Genomic DNA, 26,855 nt, shown 5'->3' on the forward strand with positions numbered 1-26,855 from the left:
GTCAGTTGGCCCCCTGCGTCGCGCCGGCTGCGGCGTTGCCGGGTGCCGGCAGCAGCGTGATCTCGACACGCCGGTTCAGCGCGCGGTTCGTGGGCGAGTCGTTCGGCGCGACCGGGTCGAGCGTGCCGCGCCCTTCCGCCGCGAGCCGCTCCGGATGACCGAGCCGCGCGGCGATCATGCTGCGCACGGCCTCCGCCCGTTCGCGCGACAGGTCCCAGTTCGACGCGAAACGCGCCGTATGCACGGGCGTATCGTCGGTATAGCCGGTCACGCGCACGTTGCCGGGCACCTGGTTCAGTGCATCCGCGACGCGCGCGAGCACCGGCGTGTAACGGTCGATCACCGACGTCGAGCCGGACTTGAACAGCCCGTCGCCGCGCAGCACGATCACGCTGCGATCGGCGTCGTCGCGCACCGACACCAGGCCGGCGGCGATTTGCGGCGCAAGGAACTGCGCGATGCGCGGCACCGGCGCCGGGCGCGGCGGCGCCTGCGCGGGCTGCAGTTTCGGCACGTGCAGCGCGTCGATCGATGTGAACAGCTGGTCCGAATGCCCGGCGAGCGCGATGCGCAGCCCGACGAACACGCCGAAGCCGATCAGCAGCGCGAGCGCCACGCAGACCCACAGCGGCACGACGAAACGGCGCGCGACGTCGCGCGAGACGACGTCGCGCCAGTGCGGCGACAGCGCGGGATCGAATTCGCCACGCACCGAGCGGATTGTCTGCGCGAGCTGGCGGCGCAGCGCATCGAGTTGCGCGTGGCCGTTGTCGAGCACGCGATAACGGCCCTCGAACCCGAGCGCGAGACAGAAATACAGCAGCTCCAGCAGGTCGAGATGCTGGCGCGGTTGCTGCGACAGGCGCTCGAGCAGGTGGAAGAACTTCTCGCCGCCCCAGGTTTCGTTGTGGAACGACACGAGCAGGCTGTGCGACGACCACACGCTGCCGCCCCACGGGGTCAGCGCGGCCGCTTCGTCGAGCGCCGTGCACAGGCCGTAGCGCGCGCCGATGATCGCCTCCGACGGCACGCCGGCCTCCTGCGCGCGTGCCTCGAACTGGCGGATCTCGACGACGAGATGCTCGCGCAGCCACGCCGGATTCGGATGATGGACGGTCGAGCGGATCTGCGGCACGAGGTTGAGCAGCGGGTTCGCGGCCGCGACGAGCGGGTTCGTGCCGCTCGCGGCCCAGCGACCGGGCCGCGGCTGCGTGGCTGTCGGCCCGGCGGCACCGGACGCTGCCGCCGGATGCATGCCGCCCGGATTCGGCGGCACGAATCCGCCGGCGCCGGCAGAAATCGAATCGGAGGAAGAATTCATCGCGCTGCCCCTCCGTCACCCGCGTATCGCCCAGAACTCCATCGAGAGCCCCGGGAATTCGCCTGCGAAATGAAATGCGAGACCGCCGGAGCGCGCCAGCTGCTTCCACAGGTCACTGCCCTTGTCGATCTCGAAGTACGTATGGCCCGCGTGATACGGGATCTGCCGCGGCGCGACCGGCAACTGGCGCATCGTGATGCCCGGCAGCTGCAGCTGCACCAGGTCACGGATCCGCTCGACCGGGCCGAGTTTCGCCTGCGCGGGAAACCGCGTGCGCAGGCTGTCGGCCGGCACGTCCGCGCGCACCGCGAGCACGAAGCCGGCCGTGTCGCGCAGCGCGGGATCGGCGAGCGTCGCGACCCGGATGCCGTTGCCCGCGTCGCGCAACTCGATCTGGATCGCGTTTTGCTCCAGCACCGTCGACAGCGACCGGCGCAACTCCGTCATCAGTTCGGCGAAGCTCGTGCGCAGGTCGTCGTGCACGTAGACCGCGAGCGACTGCGGGCGCCGGCCCGCCGCCGTGAACGTGCTGAGATCGCACGCGAGCTTCAGCCAGTCGCGGAACAGCGCCTCCGGATGGGTCGCGACGTCCTGCTGCGCATGCCAGGTCAGCGCCAGATAGCGGTTCACGAGCTGCAGCAGCAGGAAGTCAGCGACTTCCGACACACCGCCGCGCCCCGGTTCCGACAATCGTTCGGCAAGCGCGTCGCTGCGCTGCGTGAGCAGTCCGTGCAGCTCGCGCGTGTACGCCAGCAGCGCGGCATCGCGCTGTGCGACCAGGCGTGGCGGAATATAGCCGCCGTCGACGAGCAGCCGCGCATCGGTGCGCCGCTCGACGATCCGCGCGACGCCGAGCGCATGCCAGTCACCGGTCAGCTGGGTGTCGAGCATCAGCCTGACGTTCAGGCGTCCCGTCTGCAGCAATGCCGGGCCGAGCGCGACCGCGTTCGCATCGGCCACTTCGTACTCGCGCACGACGTAGCGCGCGACGTCCACGTTGCCGTTGCCGCGACCGTTGCCGCCTGCGTCGAACGACATCTCCTCGCCGCCGCCGCGCCACAGCGGCAGCGCGAGCACGACGAGCTGGTCCTTCGCATCGGTCGGCACGTCGAGCGGCTCGGGCAGATCGTCGGGATGCGACAGGTCGAACGGCGTGCCGTCGCGCATCACGCCCGCCGCCGCGCGCAGCGCGACCTTGCCGAGCGCGAGCTGCTCGCGGTCGAGTTCGAGCGTGTCGAAGCCCCAGTAGAACCCTTGCAGTGGCAGGCAGCGCAGCGCGACGTAGCGTTCCCAGTGCCGTTCGAGCTGCTGGAAATGCTGCGGCCGCAGGAACATTCCTTCGGTCCACACCACGCGCTGGCGCAGTGCGGCGACCGGTGTCGCGGACATCGTCGGTTCCGTCATGGGCGCCCCCGCGCGTCGTTCAGCGCGAGACCGCCGTTCCTGACCGCGATCGACAGCTTCAGCTCGCCGGGCGACGTCTGCCAGAACTTGTAGAGATTGAGCGGTTTCGCGCGCGGCAACGGCACCGTCAGGCGCCAGCGATTCTTTTCGAGCATGCGGTACTCGGCGACCACGCCGATCGCACCGGCCTCGACATTGCCGCTGTAGTGCAGCGTGCGCGACTCGCCGGGCCGCAGGATCATGCGGTCGGTGCCGAGCAGGTCCGCGCCGAGGACGTTCCCGGGCTTGTCCTGGAGCGAGAAGAAGTCCGCGCCATCGAACGTCGACGCCGCGCGAAGCTGGAACACCTTCAGCACGATCGGCGCAGGCTTGCGGTTGACGTCGAGGTTGACGTCCGGCGCAACGTCGACCGTGATCGCATACGGCACCGCGGCCGCACGCTCGGTCGCGCCGCATCCGGGCAACAGCAATACACACCCCAATACGATGAACCCGCTCGACCGCCATCGCATATTTCACCCTCGCAGCCCAATAATCCCCCCGCCGATTTCCTCACGCGAAATCGGAGCTCCGGATTAAAAAGGGACAATTAATTGACCGGTAATTATGTGACTCGCATACCCTTCCGCTGAAATTACATCCGGCAATTTATTCTTGTAAAAAGCCGGGTCAAATCGCCAATTGCATGCCGCGATCCAAATTGGGGAAGTGACGGGAAATTGAATTTATTTAGGTCATTTCGAGAAGACGTGTTAATCCGACCGGCTCGCGGTGGCAGCCCGGTTCTATTGCAGGGACACTTGCCGAACGGACGTGCAACGCAAGCTGGCCGGCCGCCGGCGGTTGGAGGTTCGCGCCCCGTGGGTCGTGCCAGGCTGTTTGCGTGGCACGAACGGACGGCCCGTTTTTCCGGCCATTGACGAGCCCCGGCCAAACAACTGACGAATCCCAAAAGCACAGCGAACTATAGAAGTGATTTTATGGATTAACAAGTCAAAAACCCGGAATTGATTTGAGCGCTAACTCGAACGCAATTTGGCAAATGAAACAAAACGTAACGACGGCATCGATCGGCATGATTGGCACTAGAATCCAACAGCGCTTGTGCGTCACCTTCCAATTACGCAAATTCTTCATTTCGGAATGAAAGCCCGGTCATCGATCGCGATTCTTCTCGGCGCCTTGTGGCTGGGAATCGGCGGGTGCAGCACGTCTCCGACGCAGTCGGCGGCGCGCGCCGCGGTCGACAGCGCGCGCGCGGCGTATGGCGCCGGCGACTACGGCCGCACGATCGCGATCCTGAGCCGCGCGAAGGAGATCGACGGAGCCGACACCGACACGCAGGTTGCCTCACACAAACTGCTCGCGTTCAGCTACTGCGTGACGAACCGCATCGCGCAGTGCCGCGCCGAGTTCTCGAAGATTCTCGACCTCAACCCGCGCTTCGACTTGTCCCCTGCCGAGAAGGGGCATCCGATCTGGGGGCCCGCGTTCGAGTTCGCGCGCCGCAGACATGCGTCGTCATCCTGAACGAACCGGTTTCCCGGCGAGCGCTTCATCCACCGAGCAACGTATGACATGCAACTGATCGTGATCGAACATGCCGGCGAGCCGGTCGGAAACGACTCCTACGACGCTGTCGTGTTCCACCCGCCCGGCGGCACCATCGGCCGGGCGACCGACAATCATCTCGTGCTGCGCGACGACACCCGGCAGATTTCGCGGCTGCAGGCCCTGCTGCAGGTTGGCGACGACGCGTGCCTGCTGAAGAACCTGAGCAGCGTGTCGACGATCGAGGTGAACCGCGAGCCGGTCGGCTATGCGCAGGAGCGCCCGCTCCATAGCGGCGACATCATCCGCATCGGGCCGTACGTGCTGCGGGCCGAACGTGACGACGGAACCGGCGCGCCGGTCGTCGACATGACCTCCGATTCCGGCGCAAGCGCCGACCTGCGGTGCGGCCCGGCGGCTGCCGCGCGGTCTCACGGCGAGACGAAAGGCGCCGGCAACCGGCTGTGGGGGCTGCTGCAGAATCGCTTCGTCCCGCGCGGCAAGGAGTCGGGCGTCGACGTTCGGTCGGGCCCGGCACGCACGGCGGCGCCGCAGCCGGCGAGCCGCGCTGCGACGGCCGCGCCCTCCGCGCCATCGCAGCGCGACCTGAATCAGCTGTCGATCGATCCGCTCGACCTGTTCGCGCAGTCGTCGTCCGATCTCGGCGTATCGGGTTCGCCTTCATCCGACGAACGCAGCGGCGCTGCCGAGCGCGCCGCGCCGTCCGCGACGCAGGCCGACCACGCGCCCGAGTGGACGCAGCACGTGCGCGTGCAACCGGCGGCCGGGCGCGCCGATACCCGGCCGGCCGACGAGCCGGCGCCGCAGGCGGCCCGCGCGCCGGCACCGCCGACCCCTGATGAATTACTGACCGCGTTCTTCGAAGGCGCGGGGCTCGATACGGCCGCCGCATCGCATCAGTGGTCGGCCGAACAGCTATACATCGCCGGGCAATTGCTGGCGCTGTTCGCGAACGGCACGGTCGAGCTGCTGTCGTCGCGCAGCATCCTGAAGCGGGAGGTGAAGGCGCACATGACGATGCTGCTCGATCGCGAGAACAACCCGCTGAAGCTGCTGCCGGACGGTGGCGCCGTGCTGCGCCAGATGTTCGGACTGCCGCTGCCAGGCTTCATGTCGCCGCAGAGCGCGGTCAGCGACGCGTTCCAGGATCTGCACGCGCACCAGATCGGCATGGTCGCCGGCATGCGCGCCGCGCTGATGGACCTGCTGACGCGCTTTTCGCCGCAACGGCTGCGCGAGCGCGACGATGCGATGCGCTGGTACGAGAAGCGCGTGCCCGCGCTCTACAAGGCGAGGATGTGGGATCGTTATGCCGCGACCCATCGCGACACGGTGTTCGCGATCGAAGACGATTTCGCGTCGGTGTTCGGCAAGGCATTTCTTGCGGCGTACGACGCGGAAGTGGAAAGCTATCGCGGCAGCAGCCGGCATTGAGCGGCGGGGGCCGCGTGTGCCGTAGCTCGACGCAGGAAGGCGTGTCGCACGTTCGCTACCGTGCGTCGTGTGCCCATGCTCGATTGGAGCGACCGTCATTGCCGGGCGTGGTTGAACCGATCGACGCAGGCATCTCCGGATCGCCTGGATTTCAGGGACGACGCATCACGACACCGCACGATGCCGGCGCCGCCATACCGCTACCAAACGAAACGGAAAAAACAGGGCCGGGCAGAACGCCCGGCCCGTAACAACACGCGTGCCGCGCAAACGGCGGCATGCACGCGGTCGATCCTGCGTCAGACCGCCATCACCGTCACCGACTTCGTGACGAGATACGGCTCCAGCGCTTCCGGCCCGCCTTCCGACCCGTAACCCGAATCCTTCACGCCGCCGAACGGCATTTCCGGCCACGGCGTCGCGGGCTGGTTGATCCACAGCATCCCGACTTCGAGGCGCTGCGTCAGCAGGTGCACGTTCGCGAACGAACGTGTGAACGCGTAGCCGGCCAGCCCGAACGGCAGACGGTTCGCTTCGGCAATCGCGTCCTCGAGCTTGTCGAAACCGCGGATCGCCGCGACCGGGCCGAACGGCTCGTTGTTGAACACGTCCGCTTCGAGCGGCACGTTCGCGATCACGGTCGGCGCGAAGAAGTTGCCTTCCGAGCCGATCCGTTCGCCGCCGGTTTCGATGCTCGCGCCAACCTTGCGCGCGTTGTCGACGACCGACGCCATCGCGGTCAGCCGGCGCGGGTTCGCCAGCGCGCCGAGCGTCGTGCCTTCCTCGAGGCCGTTGCCGACCTTCAGCCCCTCAGCATGCTGGACCAGCGCACGCGTGAATTCGTCGCGGATGCTGTTGTGCACGAGGAAACGCGTCGGCGAAATGCACACCTGGCCCGCGTTGCGGAACTTCGCGCCACCGGCGGCCTTCACCGCCAGCGCGACGTCCGCATCCTCGGCGACGATCACCGGCGCGTGGCCGCCCAGTTCCATCGTCGCGCGCTTCATGTGCTGGCCCGCGAGCGCGGCGAGCTGCTTGCCGACCGGCGTCGAGCCCGTGAACGTCACCTTGCGGATCACCGGATGCGGAATCAGGTACGACGAGATTTCAGCCGGATCGCCATACACGAGACCGATCACGCCGGCCGGCACGCCCGCGTCGACGAACGCGCGCAGCAGCGCGGCCGGCGATGCCGGGGTTTCTTCCGGCGCCTTCACGAGGAACGAACAGCCGGTGGCGAGCGCGGCGCTCAGCTTGCGCACGACCTGGTTGACCGGGAAATTCCACGGCGTGAACGCCGCGACCGGACCGACCGGCTCCTTCACGACGGTCTGCTGCGCGCCGAGGTTGCGCGGCGGCACGATCCGGCCGTACACGCGACGGCCTTCGTCCGCGAACCATTCGATGATGTCGGCCGCCGACAGCACTTCGACCCGTGCTTCCGTCAGCGGCTTGCCCTGCTCCTGCGTCATCAGCTGCGCGATCGCGTCGGCGCGCTCGCGCACCAGCGCGGCCGCCTTGCGCATCGTCGCCGCGCGCTCGTGCGCCGGCACCTTGCGCCATGCTTCGAAACCGCGCTGCGCGGCAGCCAGCGCGCGATCGAGATCGGCGATGCCCGCGTGGGCCACCTTGCCGATCGCCTTGCCCGTCGCCGGGTTCACGACGTCGATCGTCCTGCCGCTCGCGGCGTCGACCCACTCGCCGTCGATCAGCAGTTGCGTATCCGTATAAGTCACGTTAGCCATCCAGACACCCCAGGTTTGCGTCGATAAAACGCGCGCTGCCGCGAACGGCCGCGCGCCGGTTGCAGAAAGAGCCGTGCCGCCGGGCGCGATGCACCCGGCGGCGTTCGACGACAGGCACGCGGCACGCGCGCCCATCGTCATCCGCCATGTTCGGTCGCGCTCAGCGCGCGGCCGCCGTCGCGTTGCGGAGTTTCGCGACGTCCGCCGCCTGCACGGCCGGCGCGCCGTTGTTCCAGCCGGCGCGCATGAACGTCAGCACGTCGGCGATCTGCCGGTCGTTCAGCTGGTTCGCGAACGCCGGCATCGGATACGCGGACGGCACGCCGCCGATCACGAGCGACTCGCTGCCGTTCAGCGTCACGTTGATCAGCGACGACGCATCGGCCTCGAGCACGTTCGGATTGCCGGCGAGCGGCGCGAGCAGCGGCGCGTAGCCGCGACCGTCCGCGCCGTGGCAATGCAGGCAGTAAGCGTTATACACCTTTGCGCCCGGATCGTTCGCCGGCCGGCCCAGCGAGACCTGCGTCGCCTTCGGATCATAGCGGTAAGGCGGCGCGCCCGTGCCGCCCGCCGCCGGCAACGATTTCAGGTAGCGCGAAATCGCCGCCAGATCGTCGTCGGTCAACGCCTGCGTGCTGTGGTTGATCACGCTGACCATCGAGCCGAACGCGGTTGCATGCTGGTTTGCGCCCGTCTTCAGGAACTGCGCGACATCCGCCTCGTTCCAGCGACCGAGCCCCGTATTGGGCTCGCCGGTCAGGTTCGACGCGAACCAGCTGTCGATCGGCGCGCCCGACAGGAACGCCGCGCCGCCTTCGTCCAGCGCCTTCTCCTGGAAGCCGACGCCGCGCGGCGTATGGCACGACCCGCAATGCCCGAGCCCCTGCACCAGGTACGCGCCGCGGTTCCACATCGCATCCTTGGCCGACTTGTCGGTGTACGGCGTCGTGTCGAGGAATACCGCATTCCACAGCGCCAGCGGCCAGCGCATGTTGAGCGGCCACGGAATGTCGGACGCACGGTTCGCCTGCTTCACCGGCTCGACGCCGTGCATGAAGTACGCGTACAGCGCCTTCACGTCGTCGTCGCGCAGCTTCGCGTACGACGGATAAGGCATCGCCGGATACAGGTGATGGCCGTCCTTCGCGACGCCCGCGCGCAGCGCGCCCGCAAACTCGGCTTCCGTATAGCCGCCGATACCCGTTTCCGGGTCGGGCGTGATGTTGGTCGTGTAGATCGCGCCCATCGGCGTGACCATCTTCAGGCCGCCGGCGAACGGCGTGCCGCGCGGCGCGGTGTGGCACGCGACGCAGTCGCCCGCTTTCGCGAGATACGCGCCGCGTGCGACCAGCGCGCTGTCGGCCGGCGCCGTTTGCGCGGCGTGCGCCGCCGTGCCGGCCATCAGCGCGGACAGCGCGAGCAGCGATGCACCGAGCGTGCGTGCGGCGCGATTCACGGTGTTCAGGGTGAGGTTTCGCATGGTTCGTTCCTCCCCTCAGGCCGTCTTCAGCTGGCTGCCGACCGGCAGCTTGCGCAGCCGCGTGCCGGTCGCCGCGAAGATCGCGTTCGACAGTGCCGCCGCGGTCGCGGCGGTGCCCGGTTCGCCGATCCCGCCCGGCGCTTCGCCGCTTTTGACGAGGTGAACCTCGATCGGCGGCGTCTCGTTGATGCGCATCATCCGGTAGTCCGTGAAGTTGCTCTGCACAACGCGGCCGTCCTCGATCGTGATCTCGCCATACAGCGCACCCGTGATCCCGAAGATGATGCCGCCCTGCACCTGCGCGTCGATCGTGCTCGGATTCACGGCCATCCCGCAGTCGACCGCGCACACGGCGCGCTTGACCTGCACCTCGCCGTCTTCCACCGCGACGTCGATGACGATCGAGAAGAAGCTGCCGAACGCGTGCATCACCGATACGCCGCGCCCTTGCCCCTTCGGCAGCGGCGAGCCCCACCCGGCCGCCTTGGTCGCGACGTCCAGCACGTTGCGCGCCCGCGGCGTCTTGTCGAGCAGCGCACGGCGATACTGGACGGGATCGATCCTGGCCTGCGCGGCGAGCTCGTCGATGAAGCTCTCGACCACGAACGTGCCGCGCGTCGCCCCGACGCCGCGCCAGAACGCCGTCGGCACGTGGCGCGGTTCCTGGCGCACGTAGTCGACGAGCTGGTTCGGCAGGTCGTACGGCAGCTCGGCCGACACCTCGACCGCATCGGGATCGATGCCGTTCTGGAAGGCGGGCGGCGCAAAGCGCGCCATGATCGACGAGCCGACGATCCGGTGCTGCCATGCTACGGGCTTGCCGTTCGCGTCGAGGCCGGCCGAGATCTTGTCGTAGTAGTACGGGCGATACATGTCGTGCTGGATGTCTTCCTCGCGCGTCCACATGACCTTCACCGGCGCGTTCACCTGCCTGCCGACCTTCACCGCTTGCGCCGCCATGTCCGCCTCGAGGCGCCGGCCGAAGCCGCCGCCGAGCAGGTGGTTGTGCACGACGATCCGCTCGGGCGGGAAAGCCGTGATCCGTTGCACGATGTCGCGCACGCGCGTCGGCACCTGCGTGCCGAGCCAGACTTCGCAACCGTCGGGGCGCACGTGCACCGTGCAGTTCACGGGTTCCATCGTCGCGTGCGCGAGGAACGGTTGTTCGTAGACGGCGTCGACGCGCGTCTTCGCGCTCGCGAACGCCTTGCCGACGTCGCCGTCCTTGCGCGCGACGGCGCCCTTGCCGTTCGCGGCGGCGTGCGCGAGATCGGCGACGATGTCCTTCGTCGACACCTTCGCGTTCGCGCCTTCGTTCCATTTGACGACGAGCGCCGACGCGCCGCGCTTCGCGGCCCACGTGTGATCGCCGACCACCGCGACCGCGTTGTCGACGCGCACCACCTGGCGCACGCCGGGAATCTTCTTCGCGGCCGTATCGTCGACGCTCGCGACCGTGCCGCCGAACACCGGGCTGTTTACGATCACCGCGTACAGCATGCCGGGCACGCGCACGTCGAGCCCGAACTGCGCGGTGCCGTCGACCTTTTCCGGCGAATCGAGGCGCTTCACCGGCTTGCCGACCAGCTTGAAATCAGCCGGCTTCTTCAGTGCGACGTCCTTCGGCACCGGCAGCTTCGCGGCAGCATCGGCGAGCTGCCCGTACGACGCGCGCCGGCCGCTCGGCGGGTGCTGCACTTCGCCGTTTTCGGCCCGGCACGTGGCCGGATCGACGTTCCATTGCTTCGCGGCCGCCGACACCAGCAGCGTCCGCGCGATCGCGCCGGCCCGGCGCATCGGCTCCCACGCGTAGCGCACCGACGTCGAGCCGCCCGTCAGCTGTCCGCCGAGCAGTGGATCGAAAAACAGCTTCTCGTTCGGCGGCGCATGGTTGAGCGTCACGCTCGACAGCGGCACCTCGAGTTCCTCGGCGATCAACATCGGCAGCGCCGTGTAGACACCCTGCCCCATCTCCGCCTTCGGCATCACCAGCGTGACCTTGCCGCTGCGGTCGATCTGCACGAACGCGTTCGGCGCGAATACGCCGGCGCGCGCGCTTTCGTTCGCATCGCCGCCGATCACCGTGCGCCGTGCGTCATCGCCGGCGGCCGGCATGCTGAAGCCGAGCAGCAAGCCGCCGCCCGCGGCTGCGCCGAGCGACACGCCGAACCGGAGGAACGAACGGCGCGACACGCCTGCGCCGGCCCGACCTGCTTCGATCAGTCCTCGCGACATGTCAGCCTCCGCAGAGCCGCCTCAATGAGGCTGACCGCCCCCACGGGGGGCAGCGAACAAAGTGAGCGTGGGGGTTGTTTCATCTCAGCCTCCCTTCGCGGCGTGCTTGACCGCCGCGCGAATCCGGTTGTAGGTGCCGCAGCGGCAGATGTTGCCGGCCATTGCCGCGTCGATGTCGGCGTCGCTCGGGTGCGGGTTCGAGGCGATCAGCGCGGTGGCCGCCATCACTTGCCCCGACTGGCAGTAGCCGCACTGGACGACGTCGAGTTCGCGCCAGGCTTCCTGAACCTTCTGGCCGGCCGGCGTCGCGCCGACGGCCTCGATCGTCGTGATCTTGCGGCCCGCGACGGCCGCGACCGGCAGCACGCACGAGCGCGCGGCCACGCCGTCGAGATGCACGGTGCACGCGCCGCATTGCGCGATCCCGCAGCCGAACTTCGTGCCGGTCAGGCCGACGACGTCGCGCAGGACCCACAGCAGGGGCATGTCGTCGGGAGCGTCGACCGTGCGGTTCTCGCCGTTGATATTGAGGGTGACCATTCAGCCTCCGGGGCCGGTGTATTGGGGAAGCAGCGCGACCGGCGCGCCGTGTTGTCATCGCCGCCGCGCGATGCGCAGCGGCTGCCGCACGGCCCGGGTGGGGGCGAGCCGTGACGGTGGTAAAGCGCGGGCTTATTCGGCCGCGTCGATGCCCGACAGCACCTTGATGACCGGCGGTGCAGCGAACCAGTCGGCCGACTTGATGCCGAACGCGGTGAAGTACGGGCTGGCGAGGTGTGCGTCGAACGCGGCCTGGTCGTCGTAGATTTCGAACAGGTGCAGCGCCGACGAGCCGTCCTGCTCGCGGAACAGGTCGTAGCGGCGGTTGCCGGGTTCGGCGCGGGATGCCGCCACCATGCTCCGCAATTCGGCCTCGACGGCCTGCGCGTGTTCGGGTTTCGGAAACACCGAGGCCATCACATAAAGCGCCATGTCTTCACTCCTTTCGAAACGGGAAATGAGGCTGCCGGCCCGCGCCACAGGACGCGGGCCGGCAGCCGGTTTGCTCGCGTCAGGCCAGTACGTCCGGGCCCACGCGTACGACGACCTTGCCGAAATTCTTGCCGGCGAGCAAGCCGATCAGCGCAGTCGGCGCGTCGGCCAGATCGGGGATCACATCCTCGAGCGCCTTCACCTTGCCTTGCGCGACCCACTCGCTCATTTCCGCCAGAAACGGCGCGTAACCAGTTGCATAGTGATCGAGAATGATGAAACCCTGCATCCGGATGCGCTTGCGCAGGATCGTCGCCATCAGCAGCGGCAGGCGATCGGGGCCGGCCGGCAGCGCGGTGTCGTTGTAGTGCGCGATCAGCCCGCACACCGGCACGCGCGCATGCTCGTTGAGCAGCGGCCACACCGCATCGAACACGGCGCCGCCGACGTTCTCGAAGTAGACGTCGATGCCGTTCGGGCAGGCTTCCTTCAGCTTGACGGCAAACTGCGGATCGCGGTGATCGACGCAGGCGTCGAAGCCGAGCGTGTCTTGCACGTACGCGACCTTGTCGGCGCCACCCGCGACGCCGACCACCCGGCAGCCCTTCAGCTTCGCGATCTGGCCGACCACCGCGCCGACCGCCCCGCTCGCGGCGGCTACGACCACGGTTTCGCCGGCCTTCGGCTCGCCGATCTTCAGTAGTCCGGTGTACGCGGTGAACCCCGGCATGCCGAGCACGCCGAGCGCATGCGATGGATGCGCGAAATCGCGGCCGAGCGGAATGAGATCGCTGCCGTCGGACAGCGAATAGTCCTGCCAGCCGCCGCCCGCGACGACCAGGTCGCCCTCGCGATACGCGGGCAGGTTCGACGTCACGACGCGGCTGACGGTGCCGCCGACCATCACGTCGCCGAGCGCGACCGGCGGCGCATACGACGGCGTGTCGCTCATCCGGCCGCGCATGTACGGATCGAGCGACAGCCACACGGTGCGTAACAGCACCTGGCCGGCACCGGGCACCGGCACGTCGCCGGTTTCGGTACGAAAATCGTTCGGGGTGGGCGCGCCGACCGGGCGCGCGTTCAGGATGACTCTGTGGTTTGCTGCCTTGCTTTGCGGCATGGGAACCTCCGTCAACAGGGACAAACGTGCAACGAGCACGATCGGATCAATGCGGAACAACCGTGATACGGATGCCTGCGGGATGCCTGCGGCCGTGCCGGCGGACCGGCCGCTGCAGCCGCGGGCGCGCGGGTAAAGCAATCGGACTTCGGCAATCGGACTTCGGCAAAAGTAGACCAGTCGTCTAGCGCTCACATAAAAACAAGGCGCGCCTGCGCGCGCCCGGGTTACAGCTGCGCTCCGTCTGGCGCGACGGGCGGCAGGTTCAGCATCCGCAGCGTTTCGAGCATCGCGCGTTCGAGCGGTTTGCGGTTGCGGTGAATCTTCTCCAGCAGCGTTGCGCCAAGCCACAGCTCGTAAAGGATCGCCGCCGTGTGCGCCGGATCGGCGACGCCGCGCAGCGAACCGTCGGCCAGCCCGGCCTCGATGCCGCCCGCGAGCCGCTCGATGATCTGGCTGGTGCCGCGCCGCAGGACCGCGCGCATCGCCTCCGACAGGTCGGAGACTTCCGCGCCGAGCTTCACCGCGAGGCACTTGCCTTCCGGATCGTCCGCGCATTGCGTGTGCAGCCAGTTGCCCCAGTACGTCATCAGGCGCTGCGCGCCCGTGCCGGCCTGATGCTTGAGCAGCTTGTCGAGATGTTCGAGATAGCCTTCGAAATACGATTCGAGCAGGGCTTCGCCGAACGCCTCCTTCGAGCCGAAATAATGGTAGAACGAGCCCTTCGGGATGCCCGCCGCGGCGAGAATCTCGTTCAGACCGACCGCCGAAAACCCCTTGTGGAGCATGATCGGCTTCGCGATATTCAGGATGTGCTGGCGAACTTCCGCGCCTGAAGATGCATTCATGATGGCGTATCTTAGCAACGATTAGACCGGTCGTCTAGTAACGTCGAGCCGGCAAGTTGAGCGGCACTTTACCTGAATCGCGCCGCGTCGCGGGCACGTTGTCGTCGCTGCGTGGCGCCCGCGTCACGCAGGCTTCGGAATGCGCTTCCTGGCAACCGGCTTCGCCGCGCGCAGGCCGCCGCCGGCCGGTCGACCCGGTGTCCTGCGCACGGGTGCGCGCGACGCACGCTCGGTACGCAACGCGTCGAGCTCGCCGACATACGCGGCATTGGCCGCGCGGGCGCCGTCGAGCTGGCCTTCGAGCATCCCGCAGCGATGCTGCGTGTCGGCCAGTTGCGCTTGTAGTGCCGCGAGATCCTTGCGGTGCTGCGCGTCGCGCTGCTCGGCACGCGCGGTGGTCGTGTCGAGTTCCTTCTGCAGCCGCGTAGCGGCAAGCCGTTCGCGGTCGATTTCCTGAAGCGCCCGCTTTTCCGATGCGCGCAAGCGCTCCTCGGCCCGGCCAGCGTCGTCGCGCAGCCGGTCGAGTTGTGACGAGAAATCGGCGCGGGCCTGCGCCAGCGCACGGTCGGCGTCCGCATTGTCGGCCTTCAGCCGCTCGACGTCGGCTTCCAGCGCGCGGCGCGATGCCGCGTCCGCCGCCCTCGCCTGCTCGAGCTCCTGGATACGCACCTGTGCGGCCAGCAACGCGACCGTGCGTTGCTCGAGCGCGGTTTCTGTCCGGGACAGTTCGGCTTGCAGTGCGACGACTTCTGCTTTCGCCGCGGCGCGCTCGGCTTCGACTTCCGCACGCAGCGCATCGAGGGCGGTGGCGGCGTCGGTGCTCGACCTGCTCCACAACGCGGCAACCAGCTCACCCGCGGCGGCCTGCAGATCGGCCGGCAAATCCGGATGCTCGATGCGAACGCGGCTCTTCTCCCGCAACTCGGCCCAGAACTCGCCGAGCACGGCCGTCGGCGTGCTCATGCTCCCCTTGCGTACCAGCTGGTACAGGCGGTTTGCGGTGGGCGTGATGCCGAAACGGAAGAACATCAATGCGCAGACTTCGCGGTACAGCTCGCGGGTTTTCGGGAAGTCGACCTTGAGGCGATCGATTTCGGCGATCAGGCGGGGTTCGTCGGCGGCAAGGTCGGACATGGTGGATTGGGTCGAGAATTTTCGTTAATAATATAACGTAAACCGTTAAATATCCAATTCATCATTGCGTCAAATTTGACATTATTTCTATAATGTTGAGATTCGACGCGCGAGCTTCGTCATTTCCGAATGCGACGCGCGTCCTCGCCTTTCCCGCCGGCGTATTGCATCCGCTCATCCCGGCCAACCGGGAAATTCCGAACGCGTCCCCTCCCGATCGGCACCCGCCCTCCCACCGCTTGCTACTCGATCCCGAATCGCCCCACCCGATAAGCATCCGTTAAGAATCCAACCGGCATAGTGGCGCCCAGTCCTCGACCGAGGTCCCTGACAAGCGCCGCTCCGCATGACGGCGCCTCTTCAAGGAGCGATCCGTGAATCCGCGCCCGCCCGCCGTATCGACGTCCATGCTGAACAAGGTGCCCGCCGTCACGGCGGTCTTCTGGATCATCAAGATCCTGTCGACGACCGTCGGTGAAACCGGCGCCGACTATCTCGCCGTCCGCGCCGGCCTCGGCGTGCCGGTCACCGACACGTTGATGGCCTTGCTGCTCGTCTGCGCGCTCGTGTTCCAGTTCCGGGCCAAGACCTGCGTGCCGTGGCTGTACTGGCTCAACGTGGTGCTGGTCAGCATCGTCGGCACGCAGATCACCGACGCGCTGACCGACGGGCTGGGCGTCAGCCTGTACGCAAGCACCGCCTGCTTCGCCGTCGCGCTCGCGACCTTGTTCGCAGCCTGGTATCGCAGCGAGCGGACCTTGTCGATCGAGACGATCGTCACGACGCGCCGCGAAGCGTTCTACTGGGCCGCGATCCTGCTGACGTTCGCGCTGGGCACGGCCGCCGGCGATCTGGCCACCGAAGCACTCGGCCTCGGGTTCCGGCTCGGCATCGTTTCGTTCGGCGCGGCGATCGCGCTGGTGGCCGTCTCGATGCGAATCGGTGTGAATCGTGTGCTCGCGTTCTGGCTCGCCTACATCCTCACGCGCCCGCTCGGTGCGTCGCTCGGTGATTTCCTGTCCCAGGCCCGCGAATACGGCGGCATCGGGCTGGGCGCGGCGACGACGAGCGCGGTGTTCCTGACGTCGATCGTCCTGCTGGTCGCCTGCACGACGCTCGCCAACCGACCAGCGCGCGTTCGGTGAGCGCCGCGTTGCCTTGCCCCGTTGCACACCTCCGTCCCGCTACCCAAAGGAAATGAAATGCACGCTCGAAAACTGATCCTCGTCGCCGTCGTCGCGGCACTCTCCGCAGGCCCCGTCTCGACGATGCTCATCTCGCCCGCGTACGCGGCAACCGTCGCGAAGCTGGGCGACCTGTCCGCGTTCCGCAGCATCGTGACCGATACCCGGAAGCTCGTCGACGCAGGCAATCTCGCCGGCGCGAAAACCCGCATCAAGGATCTCGAGACGAAATGGGACGACGCGGAGCCGTCGCTGAAACCGCGCTCGGCGGCTGACTGGCATGTGATCGACAAGGCAATCGACCGGGCGCTTGCCGCGTTGCGCGCCGACAAGCCCGACGCCGCGGCCTGCCGTCAATCGCTGGACGAGCTGCTCGCGCTGCTCAAATAAATGGCCAGGCAATGGGCGCGCGATCATGTCGAGCGTCCGGTGTCGGCGCACGTCGGCGCATTCGCGTATCGCCGATACGCACCATCGGCTGCGCACGAAACAAAAGAGGCTCGCACCGCGCGAGCCTCTTGTTCATGATGCCGTGATCGCCGTCACGCACACGTCGACCGCATTCGATGTATCGCCAGACGAATGCGCTCGATATCGATGCGGCGGCACCATTTACCAACCCAAGTCAGCCCCTAACGCTTGACGAAGGACATAGGCCCCCCCCCGATCAGCCCAGCGGCACCACGCTCCCGAGCAGGATTCGCACGAGCGTCGCCTGGCGCGTCACGCCCGTCTTCGAGAAGATCGCCCGCAGGTGCGTGCGCGCCGTGTTCTTGCTGATCCCGGACTCCTCCGCCGCCTCCTCGAGCGTCAGCCCGTTCGTCAGCAGCAGCGCGAGCGACGTCTCGGCGGGCGTCAGGTCGAACAGCTTGCGGATGATTTCCTGTGCGCCCTGCGGCTTGCGGTCGGGATCGCGCAGGAACAACGTGACGGCCGGTCGGCGCTTGTTGTCCTCCGACCAGTCGGACAGCAGCACGGTGCGCACCAGCAGCCCGAGGCGCGGCTTGTCGAAGCCGCGCGTGATCGGCATCGCCTCGACGATCGCCGCGGCCGTGCCATGGTGCCCCATCACCGCGTGGCGGATCAGCCGCTTGAGCGTGCGGTTCTCCTGCGCATCGGTCGCCTCGATCGTGCCGCGCGCAATCGTCAGACCGTTGTTCTGCTTCAGGATCTCGTCGGCGACGCTGTTCATGTCGATGAGGGTACCGTTCTCGTCGAGCGTGATCGTGCCGATCTGCATCCGGTTGATCGCGTTCGCGTAGATCGACCGTTCGACCTCGGCCGTGTCGAGCCGCGAATGCAGCTCGACCGCACGCTTCAGGTGCGGCAGCAGCAGCGCGCAGATCGCCTTGTCGCGTGCGGAGAACTGCTTCGACGCATGGTTGCGGCACACGCGGAACCGGCACTCGACGCCCGACGACGTGCGCAGGTCCGCGCCCAGGATGTAGCGCACGTCCTGCGGCTTCAGGAACTGCTTGTACAGTTCGCTCGACAGCCAGCCCGTATCGCCGAACACGTCGTCGACCGTGACCACCCGATCGGCCGGCAGGCCGACGAACGGGTCGAGCGAATAGTAGTAGTTGTTGTACGACGCCTCGCCGTCGCCCGGCACGACCGGGCCGAATTCCGACGCATGGACGGACAGCGGCGCGCGACGGTCGCTCGCGGCCGCGCGCAGGATCAGCGTCACATAGTTGGCCTGCAGCAGCCGGCGAACCAGTTCGAGCGCGCCCGCCCACGGCGGCGTTTCCATCGGTCCCTGGTAGATGCGCGCCATCAGCTCGCTGAAATCAGCGACGCCGATGTCGGCCTCCTCGCTCGTTGACTGGCTCTCTTGCGGGGCCCATCTCGTCTCCATCAGCACGCTCCATCCTCCATGCAACTTGTGTTCGGTGCGAGTCATCGCGCCGCCATGATTAAGACGCGTCTTAATTCCGGCGTCATCGGGACATTCACTGAATGATGAGCTTTGGCCATCCGGGCGCGCGAACCATCGTCCAATCGGATGATGTGGCGCCCTGCCCGCTGCGCTGGAATGCCCGTCAGGCCGTGCCGGCAAGCGTCCGGCGCGGACTCAGGGAAAACCGCGACACGGGTTTACCTGATTCAGACCGCATCCGATTCAGACAGGAGTTCCAATGCCACTCGACCCTCAGGCGCAGGCGCTGCTCGCCGCGCTCGCCCAAGCGCCCGCGCTCGATTTCGATCAGCTGACCGTTCCCGCCTACCGGGCGATCGTCGCCGCGGGCGGCGCCTTCGCGCCCGGCGACGCGATCGCCGCCGAAGAAGACTGGCAGATCCCCGCAGCGGGTCGTCAGTTATCCGCACGACTGTATCGACCGGCCGCCGACGGGCCGTTGCCGCTGACCGTGTTCTTTCACGGCGGCGGCTTCGTCGCGTGCGGGATCGACTCGCACGCGAACCTGTGCCGCAGCCTCGCCAGGCGGGCGCGCACGCTCGTGCTGTCAGTCGATTACCGGCTCGCGCCCGAAGCGCGCTTCCCGGCGGCCGCGCACGACGCATGCGACGCCGTGCGCTGGGCCGCGGCCAGTGCGCGCGATCTCGGCGCGCGTGCCGGTGCGATCGCCGTGGCCGGCGACAGCGCGGGCGGCAACCTGGCCGCGGTCGCCGCGCTGCAGTTGCGCGGTTCGGGCATCGCGATCGCGCACCAGTTGCTGCTGTATCCGGTCGTCGATTGCGCGACCGAGCATCCGTCGTACGAATCGCTCGGCGACGGCTATTTCCTGACGGCGGACGCGATGCGCTGGTTCAAGCGCCAGTATTTCGACGACGGCGCCGATCGCGCATCGCCGCTCGCGAGCCCGCTCGCCGTCCAGGACCTGTCGGGCGTGGCGCCGGCCACCATCGTCAGTGCGGAATTCGACCCGCTGCGCGACGAGGCCGAAGCGTTTGCGCTGCGTCTCGCGCAAGCTGGCACGCCGGTGTCGCTCGTGCGCTGGCCGGGCCAGCTGCACGGCTTCGCGAGCATGCTCGGCGCGGTCGACGCGGCTGACCGCGTGCTGACTTTCGGCGCCGATGCGCTGCGCCACGCGTTCGACACGGCGGAGGCGCGATGACGCTCGCCAGTACGCTGGAAATCGTCGACGAACTCCGCGCGGGACGGATGGTGCTGCTCGTCGACGAAGAGGATCGCGAAAACGAAGGCGATCTCGTGATCGCGGCCGATCACGTGACGCCCGAAGCGATCAACTTCATGGCGCGCTTCGGGCGCGGGCTGATCTGCCTGACGCTGACCGCCGAGCGCTGCGAGCATCTGCGCCTGCCGCCGATGGCCGATCACAACGGCACGCCGTTCGGTACCGCGTTCACCGTCAGCATCGAGGCGGCCGAAGGCGTGACGACCGGCATTTCGGCGGCCGATCGCGCTCGGACCATCCGTGCGGCGGTCCGTGCAGGCGCGCGCCCCGACGATCTCGTGCAGCCCGGCCACGTGTTTCCGATCGCCGCGCGCCCGGGCGGCGTGCTGGTACGCGCGGGGCACACCGAGGCCGGCTGCGATCTCGCGGCGCTCGCCGGGCTCACGCCCGCGTCGGTGATCTGCGAGGTGATGAACGACGACGGCACGATGGCGCGGCTGCCCGAGCTGAAGGCATTCGCCGCGCATCACGGGCTGAAGATCGGCACGATCGCGGACCTGATCCATTACCGCCGCGAGCACGAATCGCTCGTCGAACGCGTCGGCGAACGGCCCCTGCACACGCCGTGGGGCCGGTTCCGCGCGATCGAGTATCGCGACACCGTGCACGGCGCGCCGCATCTCGCGCTGGTACGCGGCGAGCCCGATCCGGCGACGCCCGTGCTGACGCGCGTGCACGAATGCCATTCGCTGCTCGACCTGCTCGACGCGGAGCCATCCGCGCATTCGTGGCCGCTGCACGCGGCGCTGCAGCGGATCGATGCGGCCGGCTGTGGTGTCGCGGTGCTGCTCGACTGCGACATGCGCGGCGACGCGATGCGGATGCCGGCCGGCCATGCGCGCCGCGACGGCCGCGTGACGGGGATCGGGTCGCAGATCCTGCGCGAGCTCGGCGTGCGCCGGCTGAACGTGCTGTCGAGCCCGTTCCGGCTGCCGGCGCTGTCGGGGCACGACCTGGAGATCATGGCGTTCATCCCGCTCGGCGACGACGACCCGGAAAGCGCGCGCGCCGCGCAGGCGAGCCCACTGCGGGCCGCATGAGGTCCGGCTGACCGACGGCGCGGCGCACGCGTCCTTGCGCCGGCCTGCGCGTTTCCGCCTGACAGGCTATCGTTTGTTTTTATAGAATACAGTCTTGGGTTTGTATTTTGTCGATACATACTATAGACTGTATTTCTCGATTACAAGCGATCGCCTGTCATTTCGCGGAGAGCCCATGGCATTCCCTGTCCAGACCTTGAGCCAGTTGCGCCCGATCCTCGTCGGCTTCCGGAAGTCGGCGGGGCTGACGCAGGCTCAGCTCGCCGCACGTCTCGGCGTCACGCAGCAGTCGTACGCGCAACTCGAAGCCAATCCGTCCGCGGTCAGCATCGACCGGCTCTTCAAGGTGCTGAACGTGCTCGGTGTCCGCCTGACGCTCGAGCCGGGCACGCCGGACGACGCCTCGCTGCCAGACGTCGCCGCACCTGTTTCGACCAGGCGCGTGCCGGCCACGCGCCGGCGCGCGCCCGCTACGCCGGCCAGCTCGCCGCCCGCGGCGAAGGCCCCGTCGGCCGTCGCGCGGAAACAGCCTGCCGCGCCCCACCCCGGCAAGCCTCGGGGCACCAAGCGGGAGGACTGGTGACGATGGCCCGCCGCCCCCGCCACGACCGCCTCGACCTGTGGATGAACGGCATCCCGGTCGGATACTGGGAAGTCCGGCGCGGCGTCGAACGCCTCGTCTACCTGCCGGCGTGGATCGACGATCCGCAGGGGCGTCCGCTGTCGCTGTCCCTGCCGTTCACGCCCGGCAACCAGCCGCACCAGGGCGCGATCGTCGCCGACTACTTCGACAACCTGCTGCCCGACAGCCAGCCGATCCGCCGTCGCATCGCGCAGCGCTACCGGCTCGGGTCGACGGCGCCATTCGAGCTGCTCGCGTCGATCGGCCGCGATTGCGTGGGTGCGCTGCAGCTGCTGCCGCCCGACGAAACGCCGGTCGACCTGGAAGCCATCGACGGCACCGCGCTCGACGATGCAGCGGTGGCCGACGTGCTGCGTCACGCGACCGCCGCGCCGCTGCCCGGCCATGCGGAGCCCGACGGCGAGTTGCGCCTGTCGATCGCCGGCGCGCAGGAAAAGACCGCGCTGCTGCGCCGCGGCAACCGCTGGCTGCTGCCGTCGGGCAGCACGCCGACCACGCATATCTTCAAGCTGCCGCTGGGGCGCGTCGGGAACATGCAGGCCGACATGCGGACGTCGGTCGAGAATGAGTGGCTGTGCGCGCAGATCGTCGCCGCGTACGGCCTGCCGGTCGCGGCGTGCGACATCGGCCGGTTCGACGACCAGAAGACGCTGATCGTCGAGCGCTTCGACCGCCGGCCTTCCCGCGACGGCACGTGGCTCCTGCGGCTGCCGCAGGAGGACATGTGCCAGGCGACCGGCACGCCGTCGGGCGCGAAATACGAATCCGACGGCGGCCCCGGCATCGCGACGATCATGGCCATCCTCGCGAATTCCGCCGACGCCGTGCAGGACCGGATGAACTTCTTCGTCACGCAGCTCGTGTTCTGGGTGCTCGCGGCCATCGACGGCCACGCGAAGAATTTCAGCATCGCGCACCTGCCGGGCAACACGTATCGCAGCACGCCGCTGTACGACGTGCTGTCCGCGCATCCGATCATCGGTACGCGACGCAACCAGCTGCCGCCGCGGCGCGCACGGCTCGCGATGGCCGTGTGCGGGAAGAATCGCCATTACGTGATCGGCGACATCCAGCCGCGTCACTGGATCGCGCAGGGCAGCCGCGTCGGCCTGACCGAAGACAACGTGCGCGCGGCGATGGCCGCCGTGGCGGCACGCACCGAACCGGTGATCACCGACGTCGCGTCGCGCATTCCGGCGGATTTCCCGGCGGACGTGGCCGATGCGATCTTCGACGGGATGCGCCGCCAGGCCCGCAAGCTGGGCGCGGCCGAATAGGCGACGGGCTCGCGGCCATCGGAGCGGGTCATCCACGCGGACGATGCGGCCCCGCGCCGACTCCGCACAATGGTCGCCGTACCCATTTCCGACGCCTGCCCGACATGGAACCCGCCGCCCTCGATACCGCGTTCAGCCCGCTGCAGATCGGCCCGCTGACGCTGCGCAACCGCCTGATCAAGTCCGCAACCAACGAAGGGATGACGCCGAACGGCGTGCCGTCGCGTGCGCTCGTCGGGTTTCATGAGCGCATCGCCGCAGGCGGCGCCGCGCTGACGACCGTCGCGTACTGCGCGGTCAGCGACGATGGCCGCACCTTCGTCGACCAGGCGCAGCTCGATGCACCGACGGTCCGGCAATTTCGTGCGCTCACCGACGCGGTCCATCGCCACGGCGCGGCGGCGTCCGCGCAGATCACGCACGGCGGCTGCTTCACGTTCCTGCCGTCGCTGTCGACGAAACGGCCGTTGAGCGCATCGGGCGGTTTCAACAAGGTCGGCGTGATGAGCGGCCGCTTTCTGAAGCAGGCGATGACGCGCGACCAGATGACCGTCATCGCCGACGAATTCGCACGTGCGGCACGCCATGCGCACGACGCGGGCTTCGACGCGGTCGAGATCCACATGGGGCACGGCTATCTGCTGAGCCAGTTCCTGTCGCCGCTGTACAACCGCCGCCGCGACGCGTACGGCGGCGATGCGGCGCGCCGCGCGGCGTTCCCCGTCGAGGTGCTGCGCCGCGTGCTCGACGCGGTCGGCCGCGATCTCGCCGTGATCTGCAAGATCGGCGTGACCGAAGGCGTGCGCGGCGGCGGGACCGCCGACGACGCGTGCGAGATCGCGCGGCGGCTCGAAGCCGAGGGCGCGCACCTGCTCGTGCTGAGCGGCGGGATGAATGTCGAATCGGTGTGGCAGCTGTTCGGCAGCCCGCTGCCCGGCGATGCGCGTGCGAACGCCGACAACGCGATCGTGCGCACCGCGATGGCGTTGCAGAAGCTCACCGAGCCGAAGATGGGCGCGTTTCGCGAGATGTATTTCCTCGAGCATTCGAAGAAAGTGCGTGCGGCCGTCCGGATGCCGCTCGCCTATCTCGGCGGCGTGCGTTCGCGCGAGAACGTCGCCCTGGCGATGCGCGAAGGGTTCGACGCGGTGGCGCTCGCTCGCGCGCTCGTGTTCGAGCCGGGCTTCGTGAACGGGCTGCGCGACGGCCGGCTCGCGCAGTCGGGCTGCACGTCGTGCAACCGCTGCGTCGTGTCGATGTACACCCCGGGCGGCACCGCTTGCGTGCTCAAGGAGCCGAACGACCCGGCGCCGAACCGCATGCCGGCCGTGGGCATGTGACGGGCGGCGCCTGAGCGCGACGCAGTCGCTGCGGCTGTCGCTCAGCCGGCGTCGCGGGCGCGGGCGAGCGCCGCGAGATTCCCTTCACCGAACCCGTGGTGCCCCTGGCGCTGCACGATCTCGAAGAAGATCTCGCCGGGCCGGCGCTTGACGAAAGTCTGGAAGAACAGGCGCGGCACGCCGTCGCTGCCGATCTCGCCGTCGACCAGCACCGCGCGGCGGCGCAGCGCGTCGAGATCGACGCCGTGCCCCGGCAGCCGCGCGTCGACCTCGTCGTAATAGCGTGCGGGTGGCTCGATGAATTCAACGCCGTTCGCGCGCAGCGCATCGACGCTCGCCAGGATGTCGTCGGTCGCGAGCGCGACGTGCTGCACGCCTTCGCCCGGATGGTCCGGCAGATATGCGTGCATCAGCTCGGTGCGTCGCGTGCCTTCCTCGTAGACCGGAATCCGCACCGCGCCGCACGGCGACACCATCACGCGCGATTCTTCCGACACATGCCAGTGCGCGTCGATCTCGTGGATTTCGCGGAAGTGCAGCAGGTCGTGGTAGAAGTCGAGCCACTCGCGCATGCGCCCCGCGCCGACCGTCTGCGTGAAGTGATCCACCTGCTGCAGGCCCGTGCCCACGCAATCGAGGTCGGCATGCGCGGTCGCGATGTCGATCGGCCGGAAATCGATGTCGAAGATCGAGATGTCGCCGACGCCGCCGCGCTGGCCGCCCCGCCCGCGCCAACGGTCGACGAAATACAGGTGCGAATCGCCGATGCCCTGGATCGCGGGGATCTTCAACTCGCCGACGCCGATCCGCTCACCCTCGAATGCCCACGCGCCGAGCTCGATCGCACGTTCGAACGCGCGCCGCGCGCTGGCCACGCGCAGGCCGATCGCGCAGACGCCCATCCCGTATTCCTCCGCATAGCGTGCAGCGAACGATTCGGGCTCGGCGTTGATCAGGAACTGCATCTGCCCTTGCCGGTACAGCGTGACGTTCTTGCTGACGTGGCGGGCGATCGCCTTGAACCCGAGCTGCTCGAAGCGTTGCGCCAGCGCGTCCGGCACCGGTGCCGCGAACTCCACGAATTCGAGGCCGGCCATCCCGAGCGGATTGTCGGCCGGATCGGCGACGGGCGGCGTATCGCTGGACAGGGGGTGGGAATTGCCGGGCATTCCAGTCTCCGGGGGCATGCGGTCGATGGGGATGGCGCCCGGCGCGTGCGGCACGCCCGGCCGATGCGACGGCCGGACATCCACCCGGATCGGGCGAGGTTTTGATGGTCCAGATTTTAACCAAATCGTTCACGGCGGCACACCCTGGCCGAACGGGATATTCGTGCATCGCCTAGTGCAAACCCGGGAAGCGTTCGATAATCGCACACATTCGAACGATAATCGCGCACTTTGACCGATCGGCCAATTGCCGTCGTGCGGCGCGCGCCCTATTCTCCGTTCACCCATCGACTTCAATGCAGCATCGGACGCGGCGCCGCCACGATTCCACGATGCGCCGTGCCAGGAGACTTCGCCATGACCCCAACCTTCGACACCCTCGACGCCGCCGCCGGCGCCCGTGCGCGCAGCCAGGCCCGCAAGGCCGCGGTCGGCAGCTTCGTCGGCGCCGTCGTCGACTGGTACGACTTCCTGCTGTACGGGATCGTCGCCGCGCTCGTATTCAATTCCGAGTTCTTCCCCAAAATCAGCCCGACGATGGGCACGCTCGCGGCCTTCGCGACCTTCGGCGTCGGCTTCCTGTTCCGGCCGCTCGGCGGCATCGTGTTCGGCCATTACGGCGACCGGCTCGGCCGCAAGCGGATGCTGGTGCTGACCGTGATGCTGATGGGGCTGTCGACCGTCGCGATCGGCCTGCTGCCGGGCTTCGCGACGATCGGCTGGTGGGCGCCCGTGCTGCTGGTGCTGATGCGGGCGATCCAGGGCTTCGCGGTCGGCGGCGAATGGGGCGGCGCGGCGCTGATGGCCGTCGAGAGCGCACCTAAACAGAAGAAGGCGTTCTACAGCAGCGGCGTGCAGGTCGGCTACGGCGTCGGGCTCGTGCTGGCCACGGGGATCGTGTCGATCCTGAGCCATACGCTCGGCGAGGCCGCGTTCAAGTCGTGGGGCTGGCGCCTGCCGTTCGTGTTCAGCATCGTGCTGGTGCTGATCGGGCTGTGGGTCCGCAAGAGCATGGACGAGTCGCAGGAATTCGTCGAGAAGGTCGAGCATGGCAACCGCAAGCTGCGCCTGCCGGTGCTGGAAGCACTGACGCGCCATCCGAAGGCGTTCCTGCTGATCGTTGCGCTGCGGCTCGCCGAGCTGTTCACGATGTATATCGTCACCGCGTTCGCGCTCAGCTATTCGACGTCGAACCTCGGCCTGTCGCGCGACGTGTTCCTGAACATCGGCCTGCTGGTCGGCGCGGTGAGCTGCGTGACGATCCCGTGCTTCGCGTGGCTGGCGGACCGCTTCGGCCTGCGCCGCATCTACCTGATCGGCGCGCTGATCGGCCTCGTGTCCGCAGTGCCGTTCTTCATCGCGCTCGAGTCGCGGTCGATCGTGTGGATCGTGGTCTTCTCGATCCTGCTCGCGAATGCCGCGCACGACATGGTCGTGAGCGTCCAGCAGCCACTCTTCACCGAGCTGTTCGGCGCCGAATACCGCTATAGCGGCGCGGGCGTCGGCTACCAGTTCGCGAGCGTCGTCGGCGGCGGGTTCACGCCGTTCATCGCGGTGGCGCTGGTCAGCATGGCCGGCGGCTCGTGGCACCTCGTCGCCGGTTATCTCGCGGTCGGCTGCCTGATCTCGCTGGTCGTCGCCGCGCGGATGCGGGCAGCGCAATGACGCGATGAGCGCGAGGCCGGCGCGCACGCCGCGGCCGGCCATTTTCGCAACGGCTGCCCTCCTCGGTCAGCCGGACCGGCCCCGCCCCCGCTCAACGTCAAACACCGTCAA

At 68.1% G+C, this 26,855-nt stretch carries 23 protein-coding genes; 10 read left to right on the forward strand and 13 right to left on the reverse strand.

Annotated elements, in window-relative coordinates; genetic code table 11:
• Position 1: 1 nt before the first annotated feature.
• Genes GEM_RS20875 through tssJ form a run of 3 tightly spaced genes read right to left on the reverse strand, consistent with a single transcriptional unit; the run spans position 2 to position 3,237 of the window.
• A complete protein-coding gene (locus GEM_RS20875; RefSeq protein WP_014899373.1) occupies positions 2–1,321 on the reverse strand; it encodes a DotU family type VI secretion system protein in 1,320 nt (439 codons plus the stop codon).
• 15 nt (positions 1,322–1,336) lie between these two features.
• The gene (gene tssK, locus GEM_RS20880; protein ID WP_014899374.1) at positions 1,337–2,725 is read right to left on the reverse strand and encodes a type VI secretion system baseplate subunit TssK; all 1,389 of its coding nucleotides are present in this window, start codon (positions 2,723–2,725) and stop codon (positions 1,337–1,339) included.
• On the reverse strand, positions 2,722–3,237 hold the full coding sequence (tssJ, locus tag GEM_RS20885) for a type VI secretion system lipoprotein TssJ (RefSeq protein WP_014899375.1): 516 nt from the start codon (positions 3,235–3,237) through the stop codon (positions 2,722–2,724). Before tssJ ends, tssK begins: the two co-directional genes overlap by 4 nt.
• A gap of 631 nt (positions 3,238–3,868) precedes the next feature.
• Here tssJ and GEM_RS20890 point away from each other — a divergent pair.
• Together GEM_RS20890 and tagH are read left to right on the forward strand one after the other, a co-directional pair.
• Positions 3,869–4,255: a TssQ family T6SS-associated lipoprotein gene (locus GEM_RS20890; RefSeq protein WP_014899376.1), complete on the forward strand. Its 387-nt coding sequence runs from the start codon at positions 3,869–3,871 to the stop codon at positions 4,253–4,255.
• Between the two features lie 48 nt (positions 4,256–4,303).
• Complete coding sequence (gene tagH / locus GEM_RS20895) at positions 4,304–5,731, forward strand: type VI secretion system-associated FHA domain protein TagH (protein ID WP_014899377.1); 1,428 nt, start codon at positions 4,304–4,306, stop codon at positions 5,729–5,731.
• Positions 5,732–6,030: 299 nt separating this feature from the next.
• Here the strand turns inward: tagH and GEM_RS20900 are convergent, their stop codons facing one another.
• The 8 genes from GEM_RS20900 to GEM_RS20935 form a co-directional block, all read right to left on the reverse strand.
• Entirely contained in the window at positions 6,031–7,476 is a 1,446-nt protein-coding gene (locus tag GEM_RS20900) for an NAD-dependent succinate-semialdehyde dehydrogenase (RefSeq protein WP_041490775.1), read from the reverse strand.
• Positions 7,477–7,636: 160 nt separating this feature from the next.
• Positions 7,637–8,956, reverse strand: a complete 1,320-nt coding sequence (locus GEM_RS20905) for a c-type cytochrome (RefSeq protein WP_014899379.1) — start codon at positions 8,954–8,956, stop codon at positions 7,637–7,639.
• A gap of 15 nt (positions 8,957–8,971) precedes the next feature.
• Positions 8,972–11,191 (reverse strand): xanthine dehydrogenase family protein molybdopterin-binding subunit, encoded by a 2,220-nt coding sequence (locus GEM_RS20910; protein ID WP_014899380.1) that lies wholly within the window; start codon positions 11,189–11,191, stop codon positions 8,972–8,974.
• Between the two features lie 84 nt (positions 11,192–11,275).
• Complete coding sequence (locus GEM_RS20915; RefSeq protein ID WP_014899381.1) at positions 11,276–11,731, reverse strand: (2Fe-2S)-binding protein; 456 nt, start codon at positions 11,729–11,731, stop codon at positions 11,276–11,278.
• Positions 11,732–11,863: 132 nt separating this feature from the next.
• Positions 11,864–12,163, reverse strand: a complete 300-nt coding sequence (locus GEM_RS20920; RefSeq protein ID WP_014899382.1) for a putative quinol monooxygenase — start codon at positions 12,161–12,163, stop codon at positions 11,864–11,866.
• A gap of 79 nt (positions 12,164–12,242) precedes the next feature.
• Positions 12,243–13,286: an NADP-dependent oxidoreductase gene (locus GEM_RS20925; RefSeq protein WP_014899383.1), complete on the reverse strand. Its 1,044-nt coding sequence runs from the start codon at positions 13,284–13,286 to the stop codon at positions 12,243–12,245.
• 227 nt (positions 13,287–13,513) lie between these two features.
• Positions 13,514–14,134: a TetR/AcrR family transcriptional regulator gene (locus tag GEM_RS20930; protein WP_014899384.1), complete on the reverse strand. Its 621-nt coding sequence runs from the start codon at positions 14,132–14,134 to the stop codon at positions 13,514–13,516.
• 123 nt (positions 14,135–14,257) lie between these two features.
• Positions 14,258–15,268 (reverse strand): DNA-binding protein, encoded by a 1,011-nt coding sequence (locus GEM_RS20935; RefSeq protein ID WP_014899385.1) that lies wholly within the window; start codon positions 15,266–15,268, stop codon positions 14,258–14,260.
• Between the two features lie 407 nt (positions 15,269–15,675).
• On the opposite strand from GEM_RS20935, the gene GEM_RS20940 reads away from it, so the two are divergent.
• Together GEM_RS20940 and GEM_RS20945 are read left to right on the forward strand one after the other, a co-directional pair.
• Positions 15,676–16,413, forward strand: coding sequence for a membrane protein (locus GEM_RS20940; protein WP_041490776.1), 738 nt, complete (start codon positions 15,676–15,678; stop codon positions 16,411–16,413).
• 57 nt (positions 16,414–16,470) lie between these two features.
• Positions 16,471–16,842, forward strand: a complete 372-nt coding sequence (locus GEM_RS20945; protein WP_014899387.1) for a hypothetical protein — start codon at positions 16,471–16,473, stop codon at positions 16,840–16,842.
• Between the two features lie 277 nt (positions 16,843–17,119).
• On the opposite strand, the gene GEM_RS20950 is transcribed toward GEM_RS20945, so the two are convergent.
• Entirely contained in the window at positions 17,120–18,310 is a 1,191-nt protein-coding gene (locus GEM_RS20950) for a helix-turn-helix transcriptional regulator (protein ID WP_014899388.1), read from the reverse strand.
• 280 nt (positions 18,311–18,590) lie between these two features.
• Here GEM_RS20950 and GEM_RS20955 point away from each other — a divergent pair, with 280 nt between their 5' ends.
• The 5 genes from GEM_RS20955 to GEM_RS20975 all read left to right on the forward strand — a co-directional run bounded on the left by GEM_RS20955 (position 18,591) and on the right by GEM_RS20975 (position 23,910).
• The gene (locus GEM_RS20955) at positions 18,591–19,529 is read left to right on the forward strand and encodes an alpha/beta hydrolase (RefSeq protein ID WP_014899389.1); all 939 of its coding nucleotides are present in this window, start codon (positions 18,591–18,593) and stop codon (positions 19,527–19,529) included.
• Complete coding sequence (gene ribBA / locus GEM_RS20960; protein WP_014899390.1) at positions 19,526–20,650, forward strand: bifunctional 3,4-dihydroxy-2-butanone-4-phosphate synthase/GTP cyclohydrolase II; 1,125 nt, start codon at positions 19,526–19,528, stop codon at positions 20,648–20,650. The genes GEM_RS20955 and ribBA overlap by 4 nt, the downstream gene beginning before the upstream one ends.
• 175 nt (positions 20,651–20,825) lie before the next feature.
• Positions 20,826–21,233: a helix-turn-helix transcriptional regulator gene (locus tag GEM_RS20965; protein WP_014899391.1), complete on the forward strand. Its 408-nt coding sequence runs from the start codon at positions 20,826–20,828 to the stop codon at positions 21,231–21,233.
• A 2-nt stretch (positions 21,234–21,235) separates the two neighbouring features.
• Positions 21,236–22,570 (forward strand): type II toxin-antitoxin system HipA family toxin, encoded by a 1,335-nt coding sequence (locus GEM_RS20970; protein ID WP_014899392.1) that lies wholly within the window; start codon positions 21,236–21,238, stop codon positions 22,568–22,570.
• Between the two features lie 104 nt (positions 22,571–22,674).
• Complete coding sequence (locus GEM_RS20975; RefSeq protein WP_014899393.1) at positions 22,675–23,910, forward strand: NADH:flavin oxidoreductase; 1,236 nt, start codon at positions 22,675–22,677, stop codon at positions 23,908–23,910.
• Positions 23,911–23,951: 41 nt separating this feature from the next.
• Here GEM_RS20975 and GEM_RS20980 read toward each other — a convergent pair whose 3' ends face one another.
• Positions 23,952–25,079, reverse strand: a complete 1,128-nt coding sequence (locus GEM_RS20980; protein ID WP_014899394.1) for a 4-hydroxyphenylpyruvate dioxygenase family protein — start codon at positions 25,077–25,079, stop codon at positions 23,952–23,954.
• Between the two features lie 357 nt (positions 25,080–25,436).
• On the opposite strand from GEM_RS20980, the gene shiA reads away from it, so the two are divergent.
• Positions 25,437–26,744 carry a shikimate transporter gene (gene shiA / locus GEM_RS20985; protein ID WP_014899395.1) on the forward strand — a complete coding sequence of 436 codons (1,308 nt, stop codon included), beginning with the start codon at positions 25,437–25,439 and terminating at the stop codon, positions 26,742–26,744.
• Positions 26,745–26,855: the final 111 nt, after the last annotated feature.

This window comes from Burkholderia cepacia GG4 (assembly GCF_000292915.1).
Taxonomy (GTDB): domain Bacteria; phylum Pseudomonadota; class Gammaproteobacteria; order Burkholderiales; family Burkholderiaceae; genus Burkholderia; species Burkholderia cepacia_D.